The 23,835-nt window shown below is 72.5% G+C and carries 18 protein-coding genes; 12 read left to right on the top strand and 6 right to left on the bottom strand.

Features of this window, described 5'->3' with window-relative positions; all coding sequences use genetic code 11:
* Nucleotides 1-66 precede the first annotated feature (66 nt).
* Together OG247_RS12590 and OG247_RS12585 are read right to left on the bottom strand one after the other, a co-directional pair.
* Nucleotides 67-825: a class I SAM-dependent methyltransferase gene (locus OG247_RS12590; RefSeq protein ID WP_327252322.1), complete on the bottom strand. Its 759-nt coding sequence runs from the start codon at nt 823-825 to the stop codon at nt 67-69.
* A gap of 70 nt (nt 826-895) precedes the next feature.
* Nucleotides 896-1,393, bottom strand: a complete 498-nt coding sequence (locus tag OG247_RS12585; protein ID WP_327252321.1) for an SAV_6107 family HEPN domain-containing protein — start codon at nt 1,391-1,393, stop codon at nt 896-898.
* Between the two features lie 231 nt (nt 1,394-1,624).
* On the opposite strand from OG247_RS12585, the gene OG247_RS12580 reads away from it, so the two are divergent.
* The 3 genes from OG247_RS12580 to OG247_RS12570 are packed head-to-tail and all read left to right on the top strand — an operon-like array spanning nt 1,625 to nt 5,303.
* Nucleotides 1,625-2,578, top strand: a complete 954-nt coding sequence (locus OG247_RS12580; protein WP_327252320.1) for an ATP-binding cassette domain-containing protein — start codon at nt 1,625-1,627, stop codon at nt 2,576-2,578.
* Nucleotides 2,550-4,634 (top strand): YhgE/Pip domain-containing protein, encoded by a 2,085-nt coding sequence (locus OG247_RS12575; RefSeq protein ID WP_327252319.1) that lies wholly within the window; start codon nt 2,550-2,552, stop codon nt 4,632-4,634. The genes OG247_RS12580 and OG247_RS12575 overlap by 29 nt, the downstream gene beginning before the upstream one ends.
* Nucleotides 4,635-4,655: 21 nt before the next feature.
* Nucleotides 4,656-5,303, top strand: coding sequence for a TetR/AcrR family transcriptional regulator (locus OG247_RS12570; RefSeq protein ID WP_327252318.1), 648 nt, complete (start codon nt 4,656-4,658; stop codon nt 5,301-5,303).
* 535 nt (nt 5,304-5,838) lie between these two features.
* Here OG247_RS12570 and OG247_RS12565 read toward each other — a convergent pair.
* The 4 genes from OG247_RS12565 to OG247_RS12550 form a co-directional block, all read right to left on the bottom strand.
* Nucleotides 5,839-8,271: a transglutaminase family protein gene (locus OG247_RS12565; protein ID WP_327252317.1), complete on the bottom strand. Its 2,433-nt coding sequence runs from the start codon at nt 8,269-8,271 to the stop codon at nt 5,839-5,841.
* Entirely contained in the window at nt 8,268-9,686 is a 1,419-nt protein-coding gene (locus tag OG247_RS12560) for a DUF58 domain-containing protein (RefSeq protein WP_327252316.1), read from the bottom strand. The genes OG247_RS12565 and OG247_RS12560 overlap by 4 nt, the downstream gene beginning before the upstream one ends.
* Entirely contained in the window at nt 9,686-10,696 is a 1,011-nt protein-coding gene (locus OG247_RS12555) for an AAA family ATPase (RefSeq protein WP_327252315.1), read from the bottom strand. Before OG247_RS12555 ends, OG247_RS12560 begins: the two co-directional genes overlap by 1 nt.
* 166 nt (nt 10,697-10,862) lie before the next feature.
* A complete protein-coding gene (locus tag OG247_RS12550; RefSeq protein ID WP_327252314.1) occupies nt 10,863-11,414 on the bottom strand; it encodes a beta-class carbonic anhydrase in 552 nt (183 codons plus the stop codon).
* A gap of 341 nt (nt 11,415-11,755) precedes the next feature.
* Here OG247_RS12550 and rsmH point away from each other — a divergent pair, with 341 nt between their 5' ends.
* From rsmH to murG, 9 genes are all read left to right on the top strand, one after another.
* The gene (gene rsmH / locus OG247_RS12545; protein ID WP_430625757.1) at nt 11,756-12,685 is read left to right on the top strand and encodes a 16S rRNA (cytosine(1402)-N(4))-methyltransferase RsmH; all 930 of its coding nucleotides are present in this window, start codon (nt 11,756-11,758) and stop codon (nt 12,683-12,685) included.
* Entirely contained in the window at nt 12,682-13,218 is a 537-nt protein-coding gene (locus tag OG247_RS12540) for a hypothetical protein (RefSeq protein WP_327252313.1), read from the top strand. Before rsmH ends, OG247_RS12540 begins: the two co-directional genes overlap by 4 nt.
* Before the next feature lie 300 nt (nt 13,219-13,518).
* Nucleotides 13,519-15,528, top strand: coding sequence for a peptidoglycan D,D-transpeptidase FtsI family protein (locus tag OG247_RS12535; RefSeq protein WP_327252312.1), 2,010 nt, complete (start codon nt 13,519-13,521; stop codon nt 15,526-15,528).
* Between the two features lie 46 nt (nt 15,529-15,574).
* Nucleotides 15,575-17,275, top strand: coding sequence for a UDP-N-acetylmuramoyl-L-alanyl-D-glutamate--2,6-diaminopimelate ligase (locus tag OG247_RS12530; RefSeq protein WP_327252311.1), 1,701 nt, complete (start codon nt 15,575-15,577; stop codon nt 17,273-17,275).
* Complete coding sequence (locus tag OG247_RS12525; RefSeq protein WP_327252310.1) at nt 17,272-18,690, top strand: UDP-N-acetylmuramoyl-tripeptide--D-alanyl-D-alanine ligase; 1,419 nt, start codon at nt 17,272-17,274, stop codon at nt 18,688-18,690. The genes OG247_RS12530 and OG247_RS12525 overlap by 4 nt, the downstream gene beginning before the upstream one ends.
* Nucleotides 18,687-19,757 carry a phospho-N-acetylmuramoyl-pentapeptide-transferase gene (gene mraY / locus OG247_RS12520; RefSeq protein ID WP_327252309.1) on the top strand — a complete coding sequence of 357 codons (1,071 nt, stop codon included), beginning with the start codon at nt 18,687-18,689 and terminating at the stop codon, nt 19,755-19,757. Before OG247_RS12525 ends, mraY begins: the two co-directional genes overlap by 4 nt.
* A complete protein-coding gene (murD, locus tag OG247_RS12515) occupies nt 19,739-21,208 on the top strand; it encodes a UDP-N-acetylmuramoyl-L-alanine--D-glutamate ligase (RefSeq protein WP_327252308.1) in 1,470 nt (489 codons plus the stop codon). The genes mraY and murD overlap by 19 nt, the downstream gene beginning before the upstream one ends.
* Nucleotides 21,209-21,303: 95 nt before the next feature.
* On the top strand, nt 21,304-22,707 hold the full coding sequence (ftsW, locus tag OG247_RS12510; protein ID WP_327252307.1) for a putative lipid II flippase FtsW: 1,404 nt from the start codon (nt 21,304-21,306) through the stop codon (nt 22,705-22,707).
* 6 nt (nt 22,708-22,713) lie between these two features.
* Nucleotides 22,714-23,808, top strand: a complete 1,095-nt coding sequence (murG, locus tag OG247_RS12505; protein ID WP_243330148.1) for an undecaprenyldiphospho-muramoylpentapeptide beta-N-acetylglucosaminyltransferase — start codon at nt 22,714-22,716, stop codon at nt 23,806-23,808.
* The last annotated feature ends 27 nt before the right edge of the window (nt 23,809-23,835 follow it).

Genomic DNA, 23,835 nt, shown 5'->3' with positions numbered 1-23,835 from the left:
GATCATACGGGTCACGACGCCGGTTCGGAGGGTGAGTGGCGCACCGCGTTCCCGTCAATCCGCAGATCAGGCGGGCTTCTCGCCCAGGACGTGCAGCTGCGTGGCGACCGCGTGGAACGCGGGGAGCTCGGCGGCGGCCTCTTCCAGGCGCAGCAGGGCCTCGACGGCGCCCGGCTCGGTGTCGACCAGGACGCCCGGGACGAGGTCGGCGAAGATCCGGACCCCGTGCACCGAGCCCACGGCCAGACCGGCCTCGGAAACCAGGGCGGAGAGCTGCTCGGCGGTGAAGCGGCGCGGTACCGGATCGCCCGCGCCCCAGCGGCCGGCCGGGTCGGTCAGGGCCGTACGGGCCTCCGTGAAGTGCCCGGCCAGGGCGCGGGCCAGGACGGCCCCGCCGAGTCCGGCGCCGAGCAGGCTGAGGATGCCGCCGGGCCGCAGGGCGGCCACCGCGTTGGCCACGCCCTCGGCCGGGTCGTCCACGTACTCCAGCACGCCGTGGCAGATCACCACGTCGTAGGAATCGCGCTCGACGACATCGAGCAGACCCTGGGCGTCGCCCTGCACCCCGCGGACCAGATCGGCCACACCGGCTTCGGCGACCCGGCGCTCCAGCCCGAACAGCGCGTTGGGGCTCGGGTCGACCACGGTGACCCGGTGGCCGAGGTGGGCCACGGGCACGGCGAACTTGCCGGTACCACCACCCGTGTCGAGCACGTCCAGCACGTCCCGCCCGGTCGCCTTCACCCGGCGGTCGAGCGCCTCCTTGAGGACCTCCCACACCACGGCGGTGCGGAGGGAGGCGCGGGGGCGGGAAGTGTCCGACACGGCTGATGGCTCCTCGGCACGTTGGGTGAGCGGTCGCTGCCCACCCTATTGCCTCTGACTGCCGGGCAGGTCATCCCGCGTCCGGACGCTCCGTCCGAGGCGGCGGCAGGCCCTGGGCCGGGCCTGCCGGCGCCGGCGGGCGGAGCGAGAGCATCCGCTCCACCAGGCGCAGGAACATCGCTACGGCACGCACCAGATCGTCCGCGTCCCGGCCGGTGGCCGCTCCCGCTATGCCGGCCTCCGCCCGTGCCCGGCGGGCCGCGCCGGAGGCGAAGAGCGCGCTCCACTCGGTCAGTTCGGGCGCTATCTCCGGGAGCACCTCCCACGCGCTGCGGATCCGAGGCCTGCGCCGCGGATGTACCGGCTCGGGCCGCCCGCGCGTGGCGAGCACGGCCGCGGCGGCGCGCAGCGCGGCGAGATGGGCGGTGGCGTACCGCTCGTTGGGCCGGGTCAGCCGGGCGGCTTCGGCCAGGCCCTCGTGGGCCTTGGCGAGCAGGTCGAGGGCGGCGGGGGGTGCCGCCGACTTCCGGGGGACGGGGTGGACAGGGGACGGGGACGGTGTGGCCATGACGAACCTCCTGTCGTTGCGTGCGCTTAGCGCTGCCTGGTGTAGCTCCTACGTTTTGAGCCGTTCTTGCATGTCCCCATCGTGACGGCGCCCACTGACAATCGCGCTGACCTGCAGTTTCGCCCCTAGGTCCGGATCCGTGGCCGGTCAACTGCCGCCCTCTGCGCAGCGGGTGCGGCGGAGGATGCTAGTTTTTGAACTGACTGGTCAGTTCAAAAGAAGGGGGAGGGTGTGGACAGCCCGCACGGCGCGGCCGTCAAGGCCGAGGACTTCGGAGTGAAGGGCCCGCGCGGCTGGGTGTTCCGGGGCGTCGGCATCGACGCGGCGCCCGGCTCGCTCATCGCGGTCGAAGGCCCCTCCGGAAGCGGGCGGACCTGCCTGCTCCTCGCCCTCACCGGCCGGATGAAGCCCACCGAGGGCCACGCCGAGATCGGCCGCCACCGGCTGCCGAAGAAGATGGCCGCGGTCCGCCGCATCGCCGCCCTCGGCCCGGTACCCGGGGTCAACGACCTCGACCAGGCCCTCACCGTCGCCGAGCAGCTGCGCGAGGGAGCACTCCTCCAGCGCCGCTACGACGGCCCCGTCCGCGCCCTGCTCCGCCCGCGCGGGGAGCGCCGCGCCTCCACCGCGGCCCGGATCGACGCCGCGCTGGACGCCGCCGGACTGGACGTCGCCGCCCTGCCGAAGGGTCCGCGCACCTCCGTACGGGACCTGGAACGGCTGGAATCCGTACGCCTGTCGGTGGCCATCGCGCTGCTCGGCTCGCCGCGCCTGCTGGCCGTGGACGACCTGGACCTCAAGCTCTCGGGCGCCGAGCGCGCCGAGGCCTGGGACCTGCTGCGCTCCCTCGCCGCCCGCGGGACCACGGTCCTCGCGGTGTGCAGCGAGGCCCCGTCCGACGCGACGGTCCTGCGCACCGGCCCCGAGGCCGCCGCCGACCCGCCCGCGGAACCCGTCACCGACCCGGCCGAGGGATCCGCCGTGGTGCCCCGGCCCATGAACTCCAAGGTCACCTGGGGTGCCGAGTCCACCACCCCGCACGACTCCGACGGCAACACCGGCACGAGCACTGACACCGGCGCCGACACCAGCACTGATGCCGACGCCGACGTCACGGCCGCCGCCCACGACTCGCACGACACGAAGGGGGACGACGATGCGCTCGCCGAAGCTGGCCGCGCTTGAGCTGAAGCGGTTCGGGCGGGGGAAGCTGCCCCGGGCCGCCCTCGTCGCGCTGCTCCTGCTGCCGCTGCTCTACGGAGCCCTGTACCTCTGGTCCTTCTGGGATCCCTACAGCCGTCTCGACAAGGTGCCGGTCGCCCTCGTCAACTCCGACCGGGGCGCCACCGTCGACGGGAAGCAGATCGACGCCGGCGGCGAGATCACCCGCAAGCTGCACGACAGCAAGACCTTCGACTGGCGCGAGGTGAGCGCCGAGGAGGCGGCCGAGGGGCTGGAGAACGGCACGTACTACCTCTCCCTCACCATGCCCGCCGACTTCAGCGCGAAGATCGCCTCCAGTTCCGGCGAGGACCCCGCCACCGGAGCCCTCCAGGTCCGCACCAACGACGCGAACAACTACATCGTCGGCTCGATCTCGCGCACCGTCTTCTCCGAGGTCCGCTCGGCGGCGTCCACCAACGCCTCCCGCGGCTTCCTCGACAAGATCTTCGTGAACTTCTCCGACCTCCACGACAAGACCGCCGAGGCCGCCGACGGAGCCGACAAGCTCACGGACGGGGCGGGCAAGGCGCAGAAGGGCGCCAAGGACCTCGCCAACGGCCTGGACACGGCGAAGGAGAAGAACGGCGAGCTCACCGGCGGACTGAAGAAGCTGAACGAGGCCGCCGGACAGCTGGAAACGGGTACGAAGGACGTCGCGGCCGGCACCCAGACGCTCGCCGACAAGGTCGGCGGCGTCGCCGACAAGGCCCGTCCCTTCCTCAAGGACCCCAAGGGCCTCGCGGCCAGCGCCGAACTCGTCGCCGACACCGCCAAGGTCGTCAACAAGCACCTCGAAGCCTTCGCGAAGGCGGCCCCGGCCGCCGCCACCGTCACCCAGCGCGTCTCCACCGGCGCCGCCGAGGTCTACGCGAAGACCTGCACCACCGGCGCCAAGCCGCTCCCCGAAACCTGCCCGCAGCTGAAGAAGCTCAAGGACGACGCAGCCGAAGCCGCCGAACTCGCCGGTGACGTCGACACCCTGGTCAAGAACGCGAACGGCGACCTCGCCACCCTCCACAAGCAGCTCGCCGACCTGGAGCGCGAAGCCCGGCTCCTCGCCACGAAGGCCCCCGGCCTCTCCGCGGACCTCGAAGCCGCGGTCACCCGGGTGAACGCCCTCAACGACGGCGCCCACAAGGTCTCCGCCGGCATGGTCCGGCTGCACACCGGCATCGGCTCCGCCACCAAGGGCTCCGGCGAACTCGGCACGGGCGTCGGCAAGCTCGGCGCCGGCGCGCACGACCTCGACGGCGGCCTGGTCAAGCTCGTCGACGGCAACGGCGAACTCGCCGGCGGCCTGCACGACGGCGCGGGCAAGATCCCGGCCTACGACCAGCAGCAGCGCGACGCCCGGACCGAGGTCATGGCCGACCCGGTGCGGCTCGCCAACCAGTCCCTGCACAAGGCGCCCAACTACGGCACCGGCTTCGCCCCGTACTTCATCCCGCTCTCCCTCTGGGTCGGCGCGATGGTCGCCTACATGCTGATCGCACCCCTCAACCGGCGGGCCCTCGCCGCCGGAGCCTCGCCCTGGCGGATCGCCTTCGCGGGCTGGCTGCCCGTGGCCGGGATCGGCGCCGCGCAGGTGGGCGCACTGATGTCCGTACTGCACTGGGGACTCGGCCTGCAGATGGCCCGGCCGGCGCTCACCGTCGGCTTCCTGATGCTGGTCACCGCCTGCTTCGCCGCGATCGTCCAGTGGCTCAACGCCAAGTTCGGCGCGGCCGGCCGGATCCTGGTGCTGGCCGTCCTGATGCTCCAGCTGACCTCGGCGGGCGGCACCTACCCCGTCCAGACCAGCCCCGGCTTCTTCAACGCCATCCACCCCTACCTGCCCATGTCGTACGTGGTCGAGAGCCTGCGCCGGCTCATCACCGGCGGCGACCTCGCCCCGGTCTGGCAGGGCTGCGCCGTCCTCACCGCCTTCACGGCCGGCGCCCTCGCGCTCACCGCACTCGCCGCCCGCGGCAAGCAGGTGTGGACGATGGACCGGCTGCGCCCCGAACTGAGCCTGTAGCCCGAAGGGACAGGGTGACCTGTGAGAATCAGCGCCATGGAAAGCAGCAGCACCGGTACGGCCGGGGGCGGCGGCCGCCGCCAGGCCACACGGCAGAAGCTCTACGAAGCGGCCGTCACCCTCATAGCGGAGCAGGGTTTCTCCGCGACCACGGTGGACGAGATCGCCGAGCGGGCGGGCGTGGCGAAGGGCACCGTCTACTACAACTTCGCCAGCAAGAACGACCTCTTCGAGGAGCTGCTGCGGCACGGCGTCGGACTCCTGACCGAGTCCCTGCGGACGGCGGCGGAATCCACCGAGGCCAGGGGCGGGACCCGGGTCGAGGCGCTCGACGAGATGATCCGGGCCGGACTGGTCTTCATCGACCGGTACCCCGCCTTCACCCAGCTCTACGTCGCCGAACTGTGGCGCACCAACCGGACCTGGCAGTCCACGCTGATGGTCGTCCGGCGGGAGGCCGTCGCCGTCGTCGAGACCGTGCTCCGCGAAGGCGTGGAACGGGGTGAGCTGAGCGCGGAGATCGACGTGCCGCTGACGGCCGCGGCGCTGGTGGGGATGGTGCTGGTGGCGGCGCTGGACTGGCAGTCCTTCCAGAGCGAACGGTCGCTGGACGACGTGCACTCGGCGCTGTCGCTGCTGCTGCGGGGCCGGGTGAGCGGGAACCGCTGACGGGTGACCGCTGTGCTTGACCGGTGTGCCAGGTGCCCCCCGATCGGCGGTGCCGCGGGGGCGGTGGGGCCGCGTAGAACTGGTGGGGCGGGTGAGTATCCGTACCTAGACGCGGAAATGAGTACCTGCGCGGATGGGGTGCGGGTCGTCGGCACGCCAGACTGGGGGCGACGGACAGGGACCCGGCTCGCACCGCCGACACGGGGCGGCAGGTGCGGACCGGGTCTCTCCGGCCGACGGGGTGGGAACACGGCCGGGGCCGGGGCTCGGGGGGATCGAGCCCCGGCCCCGGCCCTTTTCGCGTTCCGCGTACGAAGCCCGGCCCCGGCCGCGGGTGGTGCCCCTGCGAGGGGCAAAGTTCCCTACCCGCCCTTCGCCCGTTCCCCGGGCTCTGCCCGGACCCGGTCCTCAAACGCCGGACGGGCTGGATACATCCAGCCTCGCCGGCGTTTGAGGCGCGGGGTCTGGGGCGGAGCCCCAGGGAACGGTGGAAGGGCGGGTAGGGGACAGCCCCGCAGGCTCCGCCCGCCCGCCGTCAGCCGCGGCCGCGCAGCGGGATCTGGGTACGCATCCGGGCCGCGGCCGAAGCCGCGCGGTCGGTCAGTGCCGCCCACCGGGCCGAGGCGGCCCAGCCGACCCGGGCCGCCGAGCGGGGGAGGAACAGCGCGCGCAGCCGGGACCGGCGGGACACCCCGGCGAGCAGCCCGGCGCGGGCCGCCAGGACGTCCCGCGCCAGCTCCCCGTACGAGGGCTCCGCGCCCGGCGGTGCGTACAGTTCCCGCTCCACCGCGCCCGCGACCCGGCGTACGGCATCGGCCGCCTCCGCGTCCAGCCGGCCCAGGGACACCACCCGGTCCGCCGCCCCCCGGGGGGACAGCGCCTCGTCCGGGGTGATCCCGACGTCCCACGCGGTGTCGCCCAGCTCCCGCCAGGCGGCCAGGACCTGCCCCGAGCCGAGCCGCCGCGCCCGCAGCCGGCCGCGCCACAGGAACGGGAGGACCGGCAGGGCGAGCAGCAGGATGCCGGCGGCCGTCCAGGCCAGGACGGTGCCCGCCGAGGGGCCGTCGCCACCCGCGCCCGTGTTCCGCTGCGCCGCGGCCGGACCGCACTCGCCCAGCTTCTTCTGGTCCGCGGGGCAGTCGTCCGCCGTCGAGGGCCCGGCCGAAGGCTGCGCCGCACTCGCGGACGGGGCCGCGGTCGGCACGTTCGGCAGGGTTTGCGGGGTGGCGGGCCGGCTGTAGTCCGGCACCGTGATGCCCGACCGGGGCGTCGGCTCGAAGCGGGTCCAGCCCACGCCCTCGAAGTACAGCTCCGGCCAGGCGTGCGCGTCCCGCATCGAGACGTTGACGACGCCGTCGGACTGCTTCACCCCAGGGGTGAACCCGACCGCGACCCGCGCCGGGATCCCGAGCGTGCGCGCCATCGAGGCCATCGAGAAGGCGAAGTGGACGCAGAAGCCCTCCTTGTCGGCGAGGAACTTGGCGATGGCCTGCGAACCCGTACCCGAGGACACCTTCGTGTCGTAGCGGAACCCGCCGCTCACCGCGAAGTAGTCCTGGAGTTTGACCGCCGCCGAGTAGTCGTCCTTCGTGCCGCGGGTCACCTCGCGGGCCGTCCGGACGACGACCTCCGGCAGATTGTCCGGAACCTTCGTGTACTCGGTCGCGATCTCGGGGTTCGCGGCCGGCGCGCTGCGCAGCTGCGCCGCCGTCGGGTTCAGCAGCAGGCTGCGCACCGAGTACTGCACGCCCTGGGCGTTCTGGAACTTGTCCTTGCCCAGCTGGTCCCCGACGAGCGTCCGCCCGGCCGGTTCGAACCGCCACTTCCCGGCGATGTCCACCCCCGTCGCCGGATACGGCATCGGCAGGTAGCGCTGCGCGTACGTCTGCGCCGAGGAGATGAAGGTCTGCACCTCGGTCGCGCCGTTCAGCACGCCGTCGCTGACCCCGGGCGGGTTGGGCATCCGCTTCGGGACGTCCGTCAGGGCCCGCCCCGACGCCTCCCACTTGATGCCGTTGAACTCGTCCAGCGCCAGGATCCGCAGGTACTGCTCGCTGAGCTGCGGGCTGTCCGTGCGGTAGCGCAGCACCACCCGGTTGTCCTGGGTGTTCAGGCTGCTCTGCAGGGAGACCAGCGGGTTGACCGCCTGGATCGACGGGCCGAGGCCGTTGCCCTCGCCCTCGCCCGTGCCGCCGCCCGTGCCCAGCACTCCGGTGCCCAGGGAGGGCAGCACCGCGGGCACGGCCAGCGCCAGACCCAGCGCGACCGCGCCGATCCGCCGCCCGGTGCGCACCGGGGCGAGTGCCTGTGCGCCGCCGGTGTATCCGGCCGCCACCTTGCCGCGTGAGGGCGCAGCCGCGCCGAAGACCCGCCCCCACTGCGCGAGCCGGTCGCGGCCCTCGGACAGCAGGAGCAGGAGGTAGCCGGTGCCCGCCAGCAGGAAGGAGAACCAGGACGCGCCGCCGGAGCCGGTGGCCGCGCCCGAAAGGCCCGCCGCCACCGAGTACAGCGCGAGGAGCGGCAGCCCGGCCGCGGCGGCCGTCCGTACGGTCACCGCCAGCAGGTCGACCAGCAGCCCGATCAGCAGCACCCCGGACACCAGCAGCAGCCGGATCCCGTCCGTCAGCGGCGCCGGCATCGAGAACTCGTTCACGTCCTGCACGCCCTGGCGGAACAGCGCGCCGAAGTCCGTCACGAGATAGTCCAGCAGTCCGTCGCCGGCGACGGACTGCATCTTCCCGCCGAACAGCAGCATCAGCGCCAGCAGCGATACGAGGACCTGCGCCGCCACGGTCAGCGTCCGGGCCAGCGGCACGCGCCGCGCCCCCGCGCCCACCGCGCTCTGCAGCGCCAGCAGCAGCGCCGCCTGCGGCAGCCAGCCGCCCGATTCCACCAGCGGGTTCAGCGACCAGGCGGTGAACAGCGTCGCCAGGGCCGCGAAGACCGTCAGTCTCGCCCGTCCGCTCATCCCCAGCCCCCCGCCGAACCCGAACCGCCCGCCGTGCCGATCGGCGCGTTGCCCGCCTGCCGCCACAGCTCCCCGAAGGCCACCCCGGGCGGGGCGGCCAGCGCCGTCCAGCCCGCGTCGCGCAGCCCGGCCAGGCGCTCCTCCAGCGGGGGCAGCCCCTGGGACATCACCGAAGCCAGCCCCGGCGGACGCCCGGACCAGTCCGCGGAATCCAGTACGAAGGCCACGGCGCCTCCGCCGCGGCGGCACATCTTGGCCGCCAGTCCCGTCTGTACGTCGTCCAGGTCTCCGAAGAAGGCGATGAGGAGCCCGTCCCCGCCCGCTCCGCCGAGGCCACTGCCGGCGCCGTTGCTCCGTACCGCGTCGCAGGCCCGCGAGAGGCCCGCGCCGTCGGAGTGGCCGACCACCGCGAGGGTGTCCATCAGCAGCCCCGCCGCCTCCGCGGACTCCTGGCCGCCGGAGGTGAAGCCGCCGCCCTCGCGGGGCACGCAGTCCCCGGTATCGGTCAGCAGCCGCACCGAGAAGCCCTGCTCCAGCAGGTGCACCAGGGCCGACGCGGCGGCGGAGACGGCCCATTCGAAGGCGGAGTCGGGGCCGGCGCCCTCGTAGGCGAGGCGCCGGGTGTCCAGCAGGACGGTGGCCCGGCTGCGCTGCGGCTGCTCCTCGCGGCGCACCATCAGCTCGCCGTAGCGGGCGGTGGAGCGCCAGTGCACGCGGCGCAGGTCGTCGCCGCGCCGGTAGCCGCGCGGGATCACGTCGTCCTCGCCCGCCAGGGCCAGCGAGCGGCGGCTGCCGTCTCCGTAGCCGGAGGACTCGCCGGCGAAGCGGACCTGGGGCAGCGCCTCGGTGCGCGGGATGACGGTGAGGGTGTCGTAGGCGGAGAAGGAGCGGGTCAGCTCGACCAGCCCGAAGGGGTCGGTGAGGCGCAGCTGGAGCGGGCCTAGCGGGTAGCGGCCGCGCAGATCGGAGCGGACCCGGTACGACACCTCGCGGCGGCCGCCGGGCTCCACCCGGTCCAGGACGAAGCGCGGCCGGGGCCCCAGCACGTACGGCACCCGGTCCTGGAGCATCAGCAGGCCGGTCGGCATCCGGGAGGTGTTGTCGAGCCGCAGCTGCACCCGGGCCTCGGAGCCGGCGGGCACCCGCATCGGGGTCAGCCGGCGGGTGCCGGAGACCCGGTGGCGGGTGCGGTGCAGGGCCAGGACGCAGAGCAGCGGCAGGACGGCGAGCAGCATCCCGACCCGGAGCAGCTCGGACTGTCCGAGGACGTACGCGCACAGCCCGGCGGCGATCCCGGCGGCCAGGAAGGACCGGCCGCGGGTGGTCAGCCCGGCCAGCGACGCGCGCAGCCCGGCCGTGCTCCCGGCGGACTGCGGACCCCGGCCGCCCGCGTCGTGCGGGGCGCCGGCGCTCATCAGAAGCCCCGGATGCCCGCGCCGGGCGGGATCTCGCCGCGCGAGGGCGCGGCCGGTACGGGGGTGCGCTGGAGGATGTCGGCGACGACCTGCTCGGCGGTGCGCCGGCTCAGCTGGGCCTGCGCGGTGGGCAGCAGCCGGTGCGCGAGCACCGGTCCGGCCAGGGCCTGGACGTCGTCGGGCAGGACGTAGTCCCGCCCGGCCAGGGCGGCGGAGGCCTTCACGGCCCGCAGCAGGTGCAGGGTGGCGCGGGGCGAGGCGCCCAGGCGCAGGTCCGGGTGGCTGCGGGTGGCGGAGACCAGGTCGACGACGTAGCGCCGCACGGGCGGGGCCACGTACACCTCGCGGACGGCTTCGATGAGCTTGCCGATGTCGTGGGCGTGCGCGACGGCCGTCAGATCGTCGAGCGGGGAGAGCCCGCCGTGCACGTCGAGCATCCGCAGCTCGGCCTCGGGGCTGGGGTAGCCCACCGACACCCGGGCCATGAAGCGGTCGCGCTGGGCCTCGGGGAGGGGATAGGTGCCCTCCATCTCCACCGGGTTCTGGGTGGCGACGACCATGAAGGGGCTCGGCAGCACGTAGGTGGTGCCGTCGATGGTGACCTGACGCTCCTCCATCGACTCCAGCAGCGCGGACTGGGTCTTGGGGGAGGCGCGGTTGATCTCGTCGCCGATGACGATCTGCGCGAAGATCGCACCCGGCTTGAACTCGAACTCCCGGCGCTGCTGGTCGTAGATGCTGACGCCGGTGATGTCCGAGGGCAGCAGGTCGGGCGTGAACTGGATCCGCTGGACCGAGCAGTCGATGGACTTGGCGAGGGCCTTGGCCAGCATCGTCTTGCCGACGCCGGGAACGTCCTCGATCAGCAGATGCCCCTCGGCGAGCAGGACGGTCAGCGCGAGGCGGACCACTTCCGGCTTGCCCTCGATCACGCTTTCGATCGATTCCCGCACCTGCTGCGCCGTGCTGGTCAGATCCGCGAGGCTCGCTCGGTCGTCATACGTGGTCACCTGGTTCTCCTCGACCCTTTCCCAGGGCCGGCGCACCATGGCGCATGACCGGCCCACCCCGAAACACCTCAGAAATCGCGAGCAATCAACAACGCGGACACCGGCCCGGAAGTGTTTCCGGGTGACGTCTCCCCGCATTCTTGACGGCGCTTGGCCCTGGTGTCACTCAAGAGGTGGGATCGATCTCCCGCAGGAGCCCGGTGTGCACGTCGAAGACGAAGCCTCGCACATCGTCCTTGTGGGGCAGGAAGGGGTTCGTACGGACCCGCTGCATGGACTGGCGGACGTCCTGGTCCACGTCGCGGAAGGCCTCGACGGCCCAGGCGGGGCGCTGGCCGACCTCGTCCTCCAGCTCGTGCCGGAAGTCCTCGGTCAGGCTTTCGAGACCGCATCCGGTGTGGTGGATGAGTATCACCGTGCGGGTGCCGAGCGCCCGCTGGCTGATGGTGAGCGAGCGGATGGTGTCGTCGGTGACCACCCCGCCGGCGTTGCGGATCGTGTGGCAGTCGCCCAGTTCCAGGCCGAGGGCGGCGTGCAGGTCGAGGCGGGCATCCATACAGGCCACGACGGCCACCTGGAGGACCGGGCGGGCGTCCATGCCGGGGTCGGCGAACTTCGCGGCGTAGACGCGGTTCGAGTCGACCAGGCGATCGGTGACGGAGGGCGCCTCGGCGGCCTTGGGCGCGGAGGCGGCGGGCAGGGGTACGGAAGTCGTCATGCATACGACGTTAGTGGTCACAGCCCGTATGAGCATGGAGTGAGGGTGGACAAAGAAGGTCACCCGGTCCTGTTGTGAGCTAACCCACAGGGGTGAGGCGCACGCAGCCGTCCGGGTGATTCGCGGCATTCGCCGCTTCGGTCGCAGCGGGGCGCACGGCGCGCGGGGCGGTTCGTTGACCGCGGCGACCGTTGCACTAAAGTGACGCGAACCGGCCGGAGCCCGGCCCTGACCGGCCGCCCGGCCCTTTGGTAAGACTCCGCGTGCGCGGCGCGGCGTATGCCTGCCGCGCCGTTATCTGAGAGGGCGCTTTGACTAGCGAGTCCCGACACGTCCCGGTGATGCTCCAGCGGTGCCTGGACCTGTTGGCCCCGGCACTGGAGAGGCCCGGGGCCGTCGTCGTCGACTGCACCCTCGGCCTCGGCGGCCACAGCGAGGCCCTGCTCACCCGGTTCCCCGAGGCCCACCTGATCGGCCTGGACCGCGACAAGGAAGCCCTGCGCCTCTCCGGGGAGCGCCTCGCGCCCTTCGGCGACCGGGTCACCCTCGTCCACGCCATCTACGCCGACCTCGCCGAGGTACTGGACGGCCTGCGCATCCCCACCGTGCAGGGCATCCTCTTCGACCTCGGCGTCTCCTCCATGCAGCTGGACGAGGCCGACCGCGGCTTCGCCTACGCGCAGGACGCCCCGCTCGACATGCGGATGGACCAGACGACGGGCATCAGCGCGGCCGAGGTCCTCAACACCTACGCCCCCGGCGAGCTGGTCCGGATCCTGCGCCAGTACGGCGAGGAGAAGCAGGCCAAGCGGATCGTGTCCGCGGTGGTGCGCGAACGGGACAAGGATCCCTTCACCAACAGCGCCCGCCTCGTCGAACTGATCCGCGACTCCCTGCCGCAGGCCGCGAAGAGGACCGGCGGAAACCCGGCCAAGCGCACCTTCCAGGCCCTGCGCATCGAGGTCAACGGCGAGCTGTCCGGACTGGAGCGGGCCATCCCCGCGGCCGTGGACCGGATCGCGGTCGGCGGCCGGATCGTGGTGCTCTCGTACCAGTCCCTGGAGGACCGCCTCGTCAAGCAGGTCTTCGCCGCAGGCGCGACCTCGACGGCCCCGCCCGGGCTGCCGGTCGTACCGGAGAAGTACCAGCCGAAGCTGAAGCTCCTGACGCGCGGCGCGGAACTGCCGACGGAGGAGGAGATCGCGGAGAACCGGCGTGCGGCGCCGGCCCGCTGCCGCGGGGTGGAGCGCATCCGGGAGGCGCGGCTGTGAAACGCCTGGGGCGGGTGCTGGGGGGACCGGTCGCCGGACAGGCGGCACGGACCCCGTTCGTCCTGCTGGTCGTGGCGCTGCTCGGCGGCGGGCTGATCAGCCTGCTGCTGCTGAACTCGGCGCTGAACGAGGGCTCCTTCCAGCTGAGCAAGCTGAAGCGGGAGACCACCACGCTCACGGACGAGGAGCAGGCGCTGCAGCGGGACGTGGACGGCTACTCGGCGCCCGACGCGTTGCAGCGGCGGGCGCACGAGCTGGGTCTGGTGCCCGGTGGCAGCCCGGTCTTCATCGGTCCCGACGGCAAGGTCGCCGGGGCAGCGTCGCCGGCCGCCGAGCCCCCGCCCCCGTCGCCGCCGGCCGTCTCCGTGTCGCCCGTTTCGGCGTCCGCCGGCGGGGCGGTGCCGAGCCCGGCCGGCGCTCCGGCCCCTGCCCCCTCGGGCACCGCCGCCCCAGCCTCCCCGGGGCAGGCCCCCGCCGCCCCCGCCGCCCCGTCGGGCGGAGCCACGCAGCCTTCCCAGACCCCTGGACGGTGACGTAGTGACGCGTACCCCTGCGGGGCTGGTCCCCTACCCGCCCTTCCACCGTTCCCCGGGGCTCCGCCCCGGACCCGTTGCCGCGCGCGGCGCCGTCGCCGGGGGCCGGCCCCCGGACCCCCGCTCCTCAAACGCCGGAGGGGCTGGAATGGCCCTTCGGGCCATTCAGCTCACAGACGTGCACGTTCAGGCTGACGCCGGCCAAATCCAGCCCCTCCGGCGTTTGAGGAGCGGGGTCTGGGGCGGAGCCCCAGGGGCCCCGGCGCAGCCGGGTTCCGCATACTTCCGGGGGGCTGCCGCATGAGCCCTCAGGAGCCGCCGCGGCGGCGGGTGCCCGGGCCCGGGCGGCCCCGGCCCGGCGGGGACCGGGCGCGGGCTTCCGCGCGGCCGGCCGCCAGGCCCGCCACCCGCCGCCCCGCCCCCGCGAGGAAGCCGCACACGATCCGGCTCGGCGCCCCCAAGCCCCGCCTGCGGCTGGTCAGCGTCGGGCTGACGCTGGTGATGCTGGCGTTCGTCGTACGGCTGCTCCAGGTGCAGGCGGTCGACGCGTCCGCGTACTCCGCCAAGGCCTCCGAGAACCGGTTCGCCAGCCACACCCTGGCCGCCGAGCGCGGGGAGATCACCGACCGCAAGGGCGTGGCGCTGGCCACCAGCGTGGACGCGTACGACATCACGGCCGACCCGCACATGTTCACCGTGCAGGAGAGCAAGGCCCCCGACGCCCCCGAGCAGGCGGCCGCCCTCCTGGCGCCGATCCTCGGTAAGGACGCCAAGGAGCTCACCGCGCGGCTGAAGACGAAGAACACCCGCTACGTCATCCTCGCGCGCCGCCAGACCCCCCAGGTCTGGAACCAGATCAAGGGCCTCAAGAAGGTCTTCGCCGAGAAGGCGTCCGCCGACAAGGCCAACAACGGGCCCGGCGCCAACGTCCTGGCCGGAGTGTTCAACGAGAACAGCAGCAAGCGCGTGTACCCGAACGGCGACCTCGCCGCCGGGATACTGGGTTACGTCAACGCCGAGGGCAAGGGCGGCGGCGGCCTGGAGTCCTCCCTCGACAAGAAGCTGTCCGGCAAGGACGGCGAGCTCACGTACGCCCAGTCGGGCGGCCGCCGCGTGCCGACCGCCGGTTCCAGCGAGAAGCCCGCCGTGCCCGGCGAGGACATCGAGCTGACCATCGACCGCGACATCCAGTGGGCCGCGCAGAGCGCCATCACCGAGCAGGTCGCCAAGTCGGAGGCCGACCGCGGGTACGTCATCGTCCAGGACACCCGCACCGGCGAGGTCCTCGCCATGGCCAACGCCCCCGGCTTCGACCCCAACGACCTGTCCAAGGCCAGCTCCGCCGCCATGGGCAACGCCGCGCTCCAGGACGTGTACGAGCCCGGCTCCACCGCCAAGGTGATGTCGATGGCGGCCGTCCTGGAGGAGAAGAAGGCCAAGCCCGACACCCACGTCGAGGTCCCCAACCGGCTGCACCGCGGCGACCGGCTCTTCAAGGACGACATCGACCACCCGACCTGGTACCTGACCCTCAACGGGGTCCTGGCCAAGTCCTCCAACATCGGCACCATCCTGGCCACCGGCCAGCTCGGCCCGACACAGCCCGAGGCCAACAAGGTCCTGTTCTCGTACCTGGACAAGTTCGGCATCGGCAGGCCCACCGGCCTGAACTACCCGGGCGAGTCCCGCGGCATCCTCGCCCCGCCCGAGAAGTGGTCCACTTCCCAGCAGTACACGATCCCCTTCGGCCAGGGCCTGTCCCTCAACGCCATGCAGGCGGCCTCCGTGTACTCGACGATCGCCAACGGCGGGGTCCGCATCGCCCCGACCCTGGTGCGCGGCACCAGGGGCCCCGACGGCCGCTTCACCCCGGCCCCGGCGCCCGCGAAGAACCAGGTGGTCAGCCAGGAGACCGCCAAGACCCTCGCGGAAATGCTGGAGTCGGTGGTCGACGACCAGGAGGGCACCGGCACCAGGGCCCGGATCCCCGGCTACCGGGTCGGCGGCAAGACCGGCACCTCCAACCGGGTGGATCCGGCCACCGGCCGCTACAAGGGCTACACCGCCTCCTTCGCGGGCTTCGCACCCGCGGACAACCCCCGCATCACCGTGTACTGCGCCATCCAGAACCCCACCAAGGGCAGTTACTTCGGTGGCCAGATCTGCGGGCCCATCTACAAGAAGGTCATGGAGTTCGCCCTCAAAACCCTCCAGGTCGCTCCCACCGGAACCGCCCCCGCCGGACTCCCGGTCACCTACGAAGCCGGCGCGCAGCCCGGCTCCCAGCCGAGCCCGCAGCCCGGCCGGTGACCGCCGTCCCGGCCGGCCCGCCCCAGAAAAGCGTGAGGCCCCATCAGTGACAACGATCACCCCCGAATCCGGGAACCACGCGTCCGCCGCCCCCGAGGCCGGGCCCTCGCTTCGCGAGCGGCCCGCCGGGCCCGGTACGCTCACCGCCGTGCCCCACGCTGATCAGCCCAGAACCACCCAGAACGACGCACCGGCAGCGCCGCCGGGAGCGCCACGTCCCCTGTCCGTCCGCCCGATCCCCCTCGGCGAGCTGGCGGAGCTGCTGGGAGTGGAAGTTCCCGGCGCGCAGACGCGGATCACCGGCATCACGCACGACTCCCGTGCCGTGCGCCCCGGAGACCTGTACGCGGCCCTGCCGGGCGCCAAGCTGCACGGCGCGGACTTCGCCGCGCAGGCGGCCGCCCTCGGCGCCGCCGCCGTGCTGACCGACCCGGCGGGCGCGGAGCGCGCCGCGGCCACCGGACTCCCGGTCCTCGCCGTCGTCGACCCGCGCGGCCGGATGGGAGAACTGGCCGCGGCGGTCTACGGACGGCCGGGCCGGGACCTGCTCCAGATCGGCATCACCGGCACCTCCGGCAAGACCACCACGGCGTACCTCGTCGAGGGCGGACTGCGCGGCGGCGGACGCAGGACGGGGCTCATCGGCACCGTCGAGATGCGCGTCGGCGACGAGCGCATCAAGTCCGAGCGCACCACGCCCGAGGCCACCGACCTGCAGGCGCTCTTCGCGGTCATGCGCGAACGCGGCGTCGAGGCGGTCGCCATGGAGGTCTCCAGCCACGCCCTGGTGCTCGGCCGGGTCGACGGCTGCGTCTTCGACGTGGCCGTCTTCAACAACCTGAGCCCGGAGCACATGGAGTTCCACTCCGACATGGAGGACTACTTCCAGGCCAAGGCGCAGCTCTTCACCGAGCGCCGCGCCCGCCTCGGCGTGGTCAACATCGACGACGAGTACGGCCGCCGCCTGGCCAAGGAGTCGCCGATCCCGGTCGTCACCTTCTCGGCCGCGGGCGACCCGGCCGCCGACTGGCGGGCCGAGGACGTGGTCTCGCGTCACATGGACTCGACCCTGACCCTGGTGGGTCCGGCGGGCGAGCGGGTCACGGCCACCGCCCCGCTGCCCGGCCCGTTCAACGTGGCCAACACCGTCGCCGCCGTCGTCACGCTCGCCGCCGCCGGCCTCGACCCGCAGACCGCCGCCGACGGCGTCGCCGCGGTCCCCGGGGTGCCCGGCCGTCTCGAGCGGGTCGACGCGGGGCAGTCGTACCTGGCCGTCGTGGACTACGCGCACAAGACGGACGCCGTCGAATCGGTCCTGCGGGCCCTGCGCGAGGTCACCACCGGCAAACTGCACGTCGTCATCGGCTGCGGCGGCGACCGCGACACCACCAAGCGGGCCCCGATGGGCGCCGCGGCCGCCCGGTTCGCCGACACCGCCGTACTGACCTCCGACAACCCGCGCTCCGAGGACCCCCTCGCGATCCTCGCCGCGATGTTCCGCGGCGCCGTCTCCGTGCCGCCCGCCGAGCGGGGCACCGTCCTCGTCGACGCCGACCGGGCGGCGGCCATCGCCGCCGTCGTCGCGCGCGCCGAGGCCGGCGACACCGTGCTGGTGGCCGGCAAGGGCCACGAGCAGGGCCAGGACACCGCGGGCGTCGTACGCCCCTTCGACGACCGCGCGGTCCTGCGCGCGGCCATCGAGACCCAAGCACGCCAGCGTCCCCGACAGGCCGAGGTGAACCAGTGATCGCCCTTTCCCTCGCCGAGATCGCCGAGATCACCGGCGGGCAGCCCCACGACATACCGGATCCGTCCGTCATGGTCACCGGTCCCGTGGTCTACGACTCCCGCGAGGTCGCGGCCGGCAGTCTGTTCGCCGCCTTCGTCGGGGAGCGGGTGGACGGCCACGACTATGCCGAACGCGCCCTGGCCGCCGGAGCGGTGGCGGTCCTCGCGACCCGGCCCGTCGGCGTCCCGGCCATCGTCGTCCCCGACGTGGTGGCCGCCCTCGGTGCGCTCGCCCGTGCCGTGGTCGAACGTCTGGGCACCGATGTGGTGGCCCTCACCGGCTCCGCCGGCAAGACCTCCACCAAGGACCTGATCGCCCAGGTCCTGCAGCACCACGCGCCGACCGTGTGGACCCCGGGGAACCTCAACAACGAGATCGGCCTACCGATCACGACGCTGCGGGTCACCGAGGACACGCAGCACCTGGTCCTGGAGATGGGCGCCCGCGGCATCGGCCACATCGCCTACCTCGCCGGACTGACGCCCCCGCGCATCGGCCTGGTCCTCAACGTGGGCACCGCGCACATCGGAGAGTTCGGCGGCCGGGAGCAGATCGCGCAGGCCAAGGGCGAGCTCGTGGAGGCCCTGCCGTCCGAGGCGGAGGGCGGCATCGCCGTCCTCAACGCCGATGACCTGCTGGTACGCGCCATGGCCGGGCGCACGAAGGCCCGTACGGTGCTGTTCGGCGAGGCCGAGGACGCCGACATCAGGGCCACCGAGGTCCGGATGACGGACAGGGGACAGCCTTCCTTCACATTGCGAACACCGACCGGGTGCAGCGACGTGACCTTGCGGCTGTACGGTGAGCACCACGTGTCGAACGCGCTCGCCGCGGCCGCCGTCGCCCACGTACTGGGCATGTCCGCACTGGAGATCGCCACCGCGCTCTCCGGGGCGGGCAGCCTGTCCCGGTGGCGGATGGAGGTCACCGAGCGGGCGGACGGCGTGACGATCGTCAACGACGCCTACAACGCAAACCCCGAGTCCATGCGGGCCGCACTGCGCGCACTCGCCGCGATGGGCGGTGCCGGCAAGGCGAACGGGGGCCGCACGTGGGCGGTGCTCGGCCCGATGGCCGAGCTCGGAGACGACGCGCTCGCCGAGCACGACGCGGTCGGACGGCTTGTCGTCCGGCTCAACGTGAGCAAGCTGGTCGCGGTCGGGGGCAGGGAAGCCTCCTGGCTGCAACTGGGCGCATATAACGAGGGTTCGTGGGGTGAGGAGTCGGTGCTCGTGTCCGACGCACAGGCGGCGGTCGACCTGTTGCGCAGTGAACTGCGCCCGGGGGACGTCGTGCTGGTGAAGGCTTCCAGGTCAGCCGGCCTGGAGCGGGTGGCCCAGGCCCTGCTCGACGGCGAGGTCGCCGGCCGATGAGGCAGATCCTGTTCTCCGGAGTCATCGGACTCTTCCTCACGCTCATCGGCACCCCGCTGCTGATCAAGGGGCTGGCCCGCAAGGGCTACGGCCAGTTCATCCGGGACGACGGGCCGCGCGGTCACGCCGGGAAGAAGGGCACGCCCACCATGGGCGGCATCTCCTTCATCCTGGCCACGCTGATCGCGTACGCCCTCACCAAGGTGATCACCGGAAGCCAGCCGACCTTCTCGGGCGTGCTGGTGCTCATGCTGATGGCGGGCATGGGCGTGGTCGGGTTCCTCGACGACTACATCAAGATCGTCAAGCAGCGTTCGCTCGGTCTGCGGGCCAAGGCCAAGATGGCCGGCCAGCTGATCGTCGGCATCGCCTTCGCGGTGCTCTCCCTGCAGTTCAAGGACGCGCGCGACCTCGCCCCGGCCTCCACCAAGCTGTCGTTCGTCACGGACTTCGGCTGGTCGATCGGCCCGGTGCTGTTCGTGGTCTGGGCGCTGTTCATGATCCTGGCGATGTCCAACGGCGTGAACCTGACCGACGGTCTCGACGGCCTGGCCACCGGCGCCGCCGTGATGGTCTTCGGCGCCTACACCTTCATCGGCGTCTGGCAGTACCAGGAGTCCTGCGCCAACGCGCAGACCCTGACCAACCCGAACGCCTGTTTCGAAGTGCGCGACCCACTGGACCTCGCGGTCGTCGCCGCCGCCCTGATGGGCGCCTGCTTCGGCTTCCTGTGGTGGAACACCTCGCCCGCCAAGATCTTCATGGGTGACACCGGTTCGCTGGCCCTCGGCGGCGCGCTCGCCGGCCTCGCGATCTGCTCCCGCACGGAGTTCCTGATGGCCCTCCTCGGCGGCCTCTTCGTCCTGATCACCATGTCGGTCGTCATCCAGGTCGGCTCCTTCAAGCTGACCGGCAAGCGCGTCTTCCGGATGGCACCGCTCCAGCACCACTTCGAACTCAAGGGGTGGTCGGAGGTCCTGGTCGTCGTCCGGTTCTGGATCATCCAGGGCATGTGCGTGATCGTGGGCCTCGGAGTCTTCTACGCGGGATGGGCAGCCGACAAGTGACCGCCTGGCACGGCAAGAACATCACCGTCGCCGGCCTCGGCGTGAGCGGCATCAGCGCCGCGCGCGCCCTGGCCGGGCTGGGCGCGGTCGTCACCGTCGTGGACGGCGGCGACAGCGAGGGCCACCGCGCGAGGGCCGCGGAGCTGGAGGCGGCGGGCATCTCCGTACGCCTCGCGGACGCGCAGACCCTGCCCGAGGGGACGGACCTCGTGGTCACCTCGCCCGGCTGGAAGCCCGACAGCCCGCTGTTCGCGGCAGCCGCCGCCGCCGGCGTGGACGTCGTCGGCGACGTCGAGATCGCCTGGCTGCTGCGCGAGGTCGCCGAGGACCAGCGCGCCGCCCGGTCCGGTGAGACCCGCAGGGAACCGGCTCCCTGGCTCGCCATCACCGGAACCAACGGCAAGACCACCACCACCCAGATGCTCGCCTCCATCCTCAAGGCGGCCGGGCTGCGGACGGCGGCCGTCGGCAACATCGGCACCCCGATCATCGACGTGGTGCTCGGCGAGGAGCAGTACGACGTACTCGCCGTCGAGCTCTCCAGCTACCAGCTGCACTGGGCGCCCTCGGTGCGCCCCCACTCCGCGGCCGTCCTGAACCTGGCACCGGACCACCTCGACTGGCACGGCTCCATGGAGGCGTACGCCGCCGACAAGGGCCGGATCTACGAGGGCAACACGGTGGCCTGCGTCTACAACGCGTCGGACAAGGCCACCGAGGACCTGGTCGTCGAGGCCGACGTGGAAGAGGGCTGCCGGGCCATCGGCTTCACCCTCGGCGCCCCCGGCCCCTCCATGTTCGGCGTCGTCGACGGCATCCTCGTCGACCGGGCCTTCGTGGAGAACCGCCGGAAGAACGCCCAGGAACTCGCCGAGGTCGCGGACGTCAACCCGCCGGCCCCGCACAACATCGCCAACGCCCTCGCCGCGGCGGCCCTGGCCCGCGCCTTCGGCGTGGAGCCGCGCGCCGTCCGCGACGGACTGCGCGACTTCCGGCCGGACGCCCACCGGGTCAGCCACGTCGACGAGGTCGGCGGGGTCACGTACGTGGACGACTCCAAGGCCACCAACACCCACGCCGCGGAAGCCTCCCTGGCGGCCTTCGAGCCGGTCGTCTGGATCGCCGGCGGCCTCGCCAAGGGCGCCACCTTCGACGAGCTCGTGCAGAAGGCGGCGAAGCGGCTGCGGGGCGTCGTCCTGATCGGCGCCGACCGGGCCCTGATCGCCGAGGCACTGGCGCGACACGCCCCGGAGGTCCCGGTCGTGGACCTCGCACGGACCGACACTGGGGCGATGCTCGCGGCGGTCCGGGAAGCGGCCGGGCTCGCGGAGCCCGGCGACACGGTTCTGCTGGCACCTGCCTGCGCCTCGATGGACATGTTCGCGAACTACAGCAAGCGTGGGGACGCGTTCGCCGACGCGGTGCGTGAACTGGCCGCCGAGCGGGCCTAGGAACGAACCCCTGGGATCCGCTCGATCCAGGGCGGGTTCCCTCCGGCCGGCCGACCGGCTGCTCGCCTCGTACGAGTTGGAGGGGAAGATCACAGATGCCGGCCAAGCAAGTGCTGCCGGGGCGACGGCCGTCCGCCGACAAGGCCCCCAAGGACGCCAGAGCCAGAGCGCCCAGGACCGCCAGGGTGCTGGGCAGGGGCCGCCCCGCGGCGCGGCCCGGGCGGCCCGCCGCCGGCGGGCCGCTGGCCCGGCTGCGGCGCACACAACGGCAGTTGCGCCGGGCCTGGGATCGGCCCCTCACGGCGTATTACCTGATCTTCGGCAGCTCGCTGCTCATCACCGTGCTCGGCCTGGTGATGGTCTACTCGGCCTCCATGATCAAGGCGCTCCAGCTCGGCCTGGGCGACGCGTACTTCTTCAAGAAGCAGTTCCTGGCCGCCCTGATCGGCACCGGACTGCTGCTGCTCGCCTCCCGGATGCCCGTCAAACTCCACCGGGCCCTGTCCTATCCGGTGCTCACCGGCACGCTCTTCCTCATGGTCCTGGTCCAGGTCCCCGGGATAGGAGTGTCGGTCAACGGGAACCAGAATTGGATCTCCCTTGGTGGTCCGTTCATGCTCCAGCCCAGTGAGTTCGGCAAACTGGCCCTCATCCTCTGGGGAGCCGACCTGCTGGCACGCAAGGGCGAAAGGGACCTGCTGAGCCAGTGGAAGCACCTGCTGGTGCCGCTGGTGCCGGTCACCTTCCTGCTGCTCGGGCTCATCATGCTGGGCGGGGACATGGGCACCGCGATGATCCTCGGAGCCATCCTGTTCGGCCTGTTGTGGCTGGCCGGGGCGCCGACCAGGATGTTCGCGGGGGTACTGGCCGTCGCGGGCGTGCTCGTCCTGCTGCTCATCAAGACCAGCCCGCACCGCATGGACCGGCTCGCCTGCATCGGAGCGACCGAACCGGGCAAGAACGACCTGTGCTGGCAGGCCGTCCACGGAATCTACGCCCTCGCATCGGGCGGATGGTTCGGTTCCGGGCTGGGTGCCAGTGTGGAAAAATGGGGGCAACTACCGGAAGCCCACACCGACTTCATCTTCGCCATCACCGGCGAGGAACTGGGTCTGGCGGGGACGCTGTCGGTGCTCGCCCTGTTCGCGGCCCTAGGCTATGCGGGTATCCGCGTGGCCGGACGCACGGAGGACCCCTTCGTACGGTTTGCCGCGGGAGGCGTGACCACCTGGATCACGGCGCAAGCCGTGATCAACATCGGTGCGGTGCTCGGTCTGCTGCCGATCGCCGGGGTCCCGCTCCCGCTGTTCTCCTACGGTGGGTCAGCCTTGCTGCCGACCATGTTCGCGGTCGGACTGCTCATCGCCTTCGCGCGTGAGGAGCCGGCGGCACGGGCGGCGCTCGCGATGCGGAGGCCCAAGAACGGCCGGCCGCGGACCGGGCAGAGATGGAAGTCGATGAGACGGCGCGTCAAGAAGCGTCCGTCCGGAGAGCGGTGAATTTCGGTGCATGTCGTACTCGCCGGTGGGGGGACCGCCGGCCACATCGAGCCGGCGCTGGCCCTCGCGGACGCCCTGCGCAGGCAGGACCCTTCTGTGGGCATCACCGCCCTCGGCACTGAACGCGGACTCGAAACCCGCCTGGTGCCCGAGCGCGGCTACGAGCTGGGACTGATCCCGGCCGTCCCGCTGCCCCGTAGGCCCACGCCCGAGCTGATCACCGTCCCAGGGCGGCTGCGCGGCACCATCAAGGCCGCGGAGGAGATCCTCCTGCGCACCAAGGCCGACTGCGTCGTCGGCTTCGGCGGCTACGTGGCCCTGCCCGGCTACCTCGCGGCCAAGCGCCTCGGGGTGCCGATCATCGTCCACGAGGCCAACGCGCGGCCCGGACTGGCCAACAAGATCGGCTCCCGGTACGCGTTCGCCGTCGCGGTCTCCACCCCCGACAGCAAACTGCGCGGCGCCCGCTACGTGGGCATCCCGCTGCGCCGCTCCATCTCCACCCTCGACCGGGCACTGGTCCGCCCGGAGGCGCGCGCCGCCTTCGGTCTGGACCCGAACCTGCCGACGCTTCTGGTCTCGGGCGGCTCGCAGGGCGCCCGCCGCCTCAATGAGGTGATCGAGCAGGTCGCGCCGACCCTCCAGCGCTCCGGGGTCCAGATCCTGCACGCGGTCGGCCCGAAGAACGAACTGCCGCGTGTCGACAACATGCCCGGGATGCCGCCTTATGTGCCGGTACCGTACGTGGACCGGATGGATCTCGCGTACGCCGCCGCCGACATGATGCTCTGCCGCGCGGGCGCGATGACCGTCGCCGAACTGTCCGCCGTCGGGCTGCCCGCCGCCTACGTCCCGCTGCCGATCGGCAACGGCGAACAGCGGCTCAACGCCCAGCCGGTGGTCAAGGCCGGCGGCGGCCTGCTCGTGGACGACGCGGAACTGACGCCCCAGTGGGTGCTCAGCCAGGTCCTCCCGGTCCTCGCCGACCCGCACCGCCTGTACGAGATGTCCCGCGCCGCCGCCGAGTTCGGCCGGCGGGATGCCGACGAGCTGCTCGTCGGCATGGTGTACGAGGCGATCGCAGCCAACAGAGCCCGCTGACGCGGGAAGCACCGACGCAGGAGGCAC

Origin of the sequence: Streptomyces sp. NBC_01244 (genome assembly GCF_035987325.1) — a bacterium.
Classification (GTDB): Bacteria; Actinomycetota; Actinomycetes; order Streptomycetales; family Streptomycetaceae; genus Streptomyces.
The sequence above is the reverse complement of the archived record's forward strand: the minus strand, read 5'-3'. Positions and strand labels throughout refer to the sequence as shown.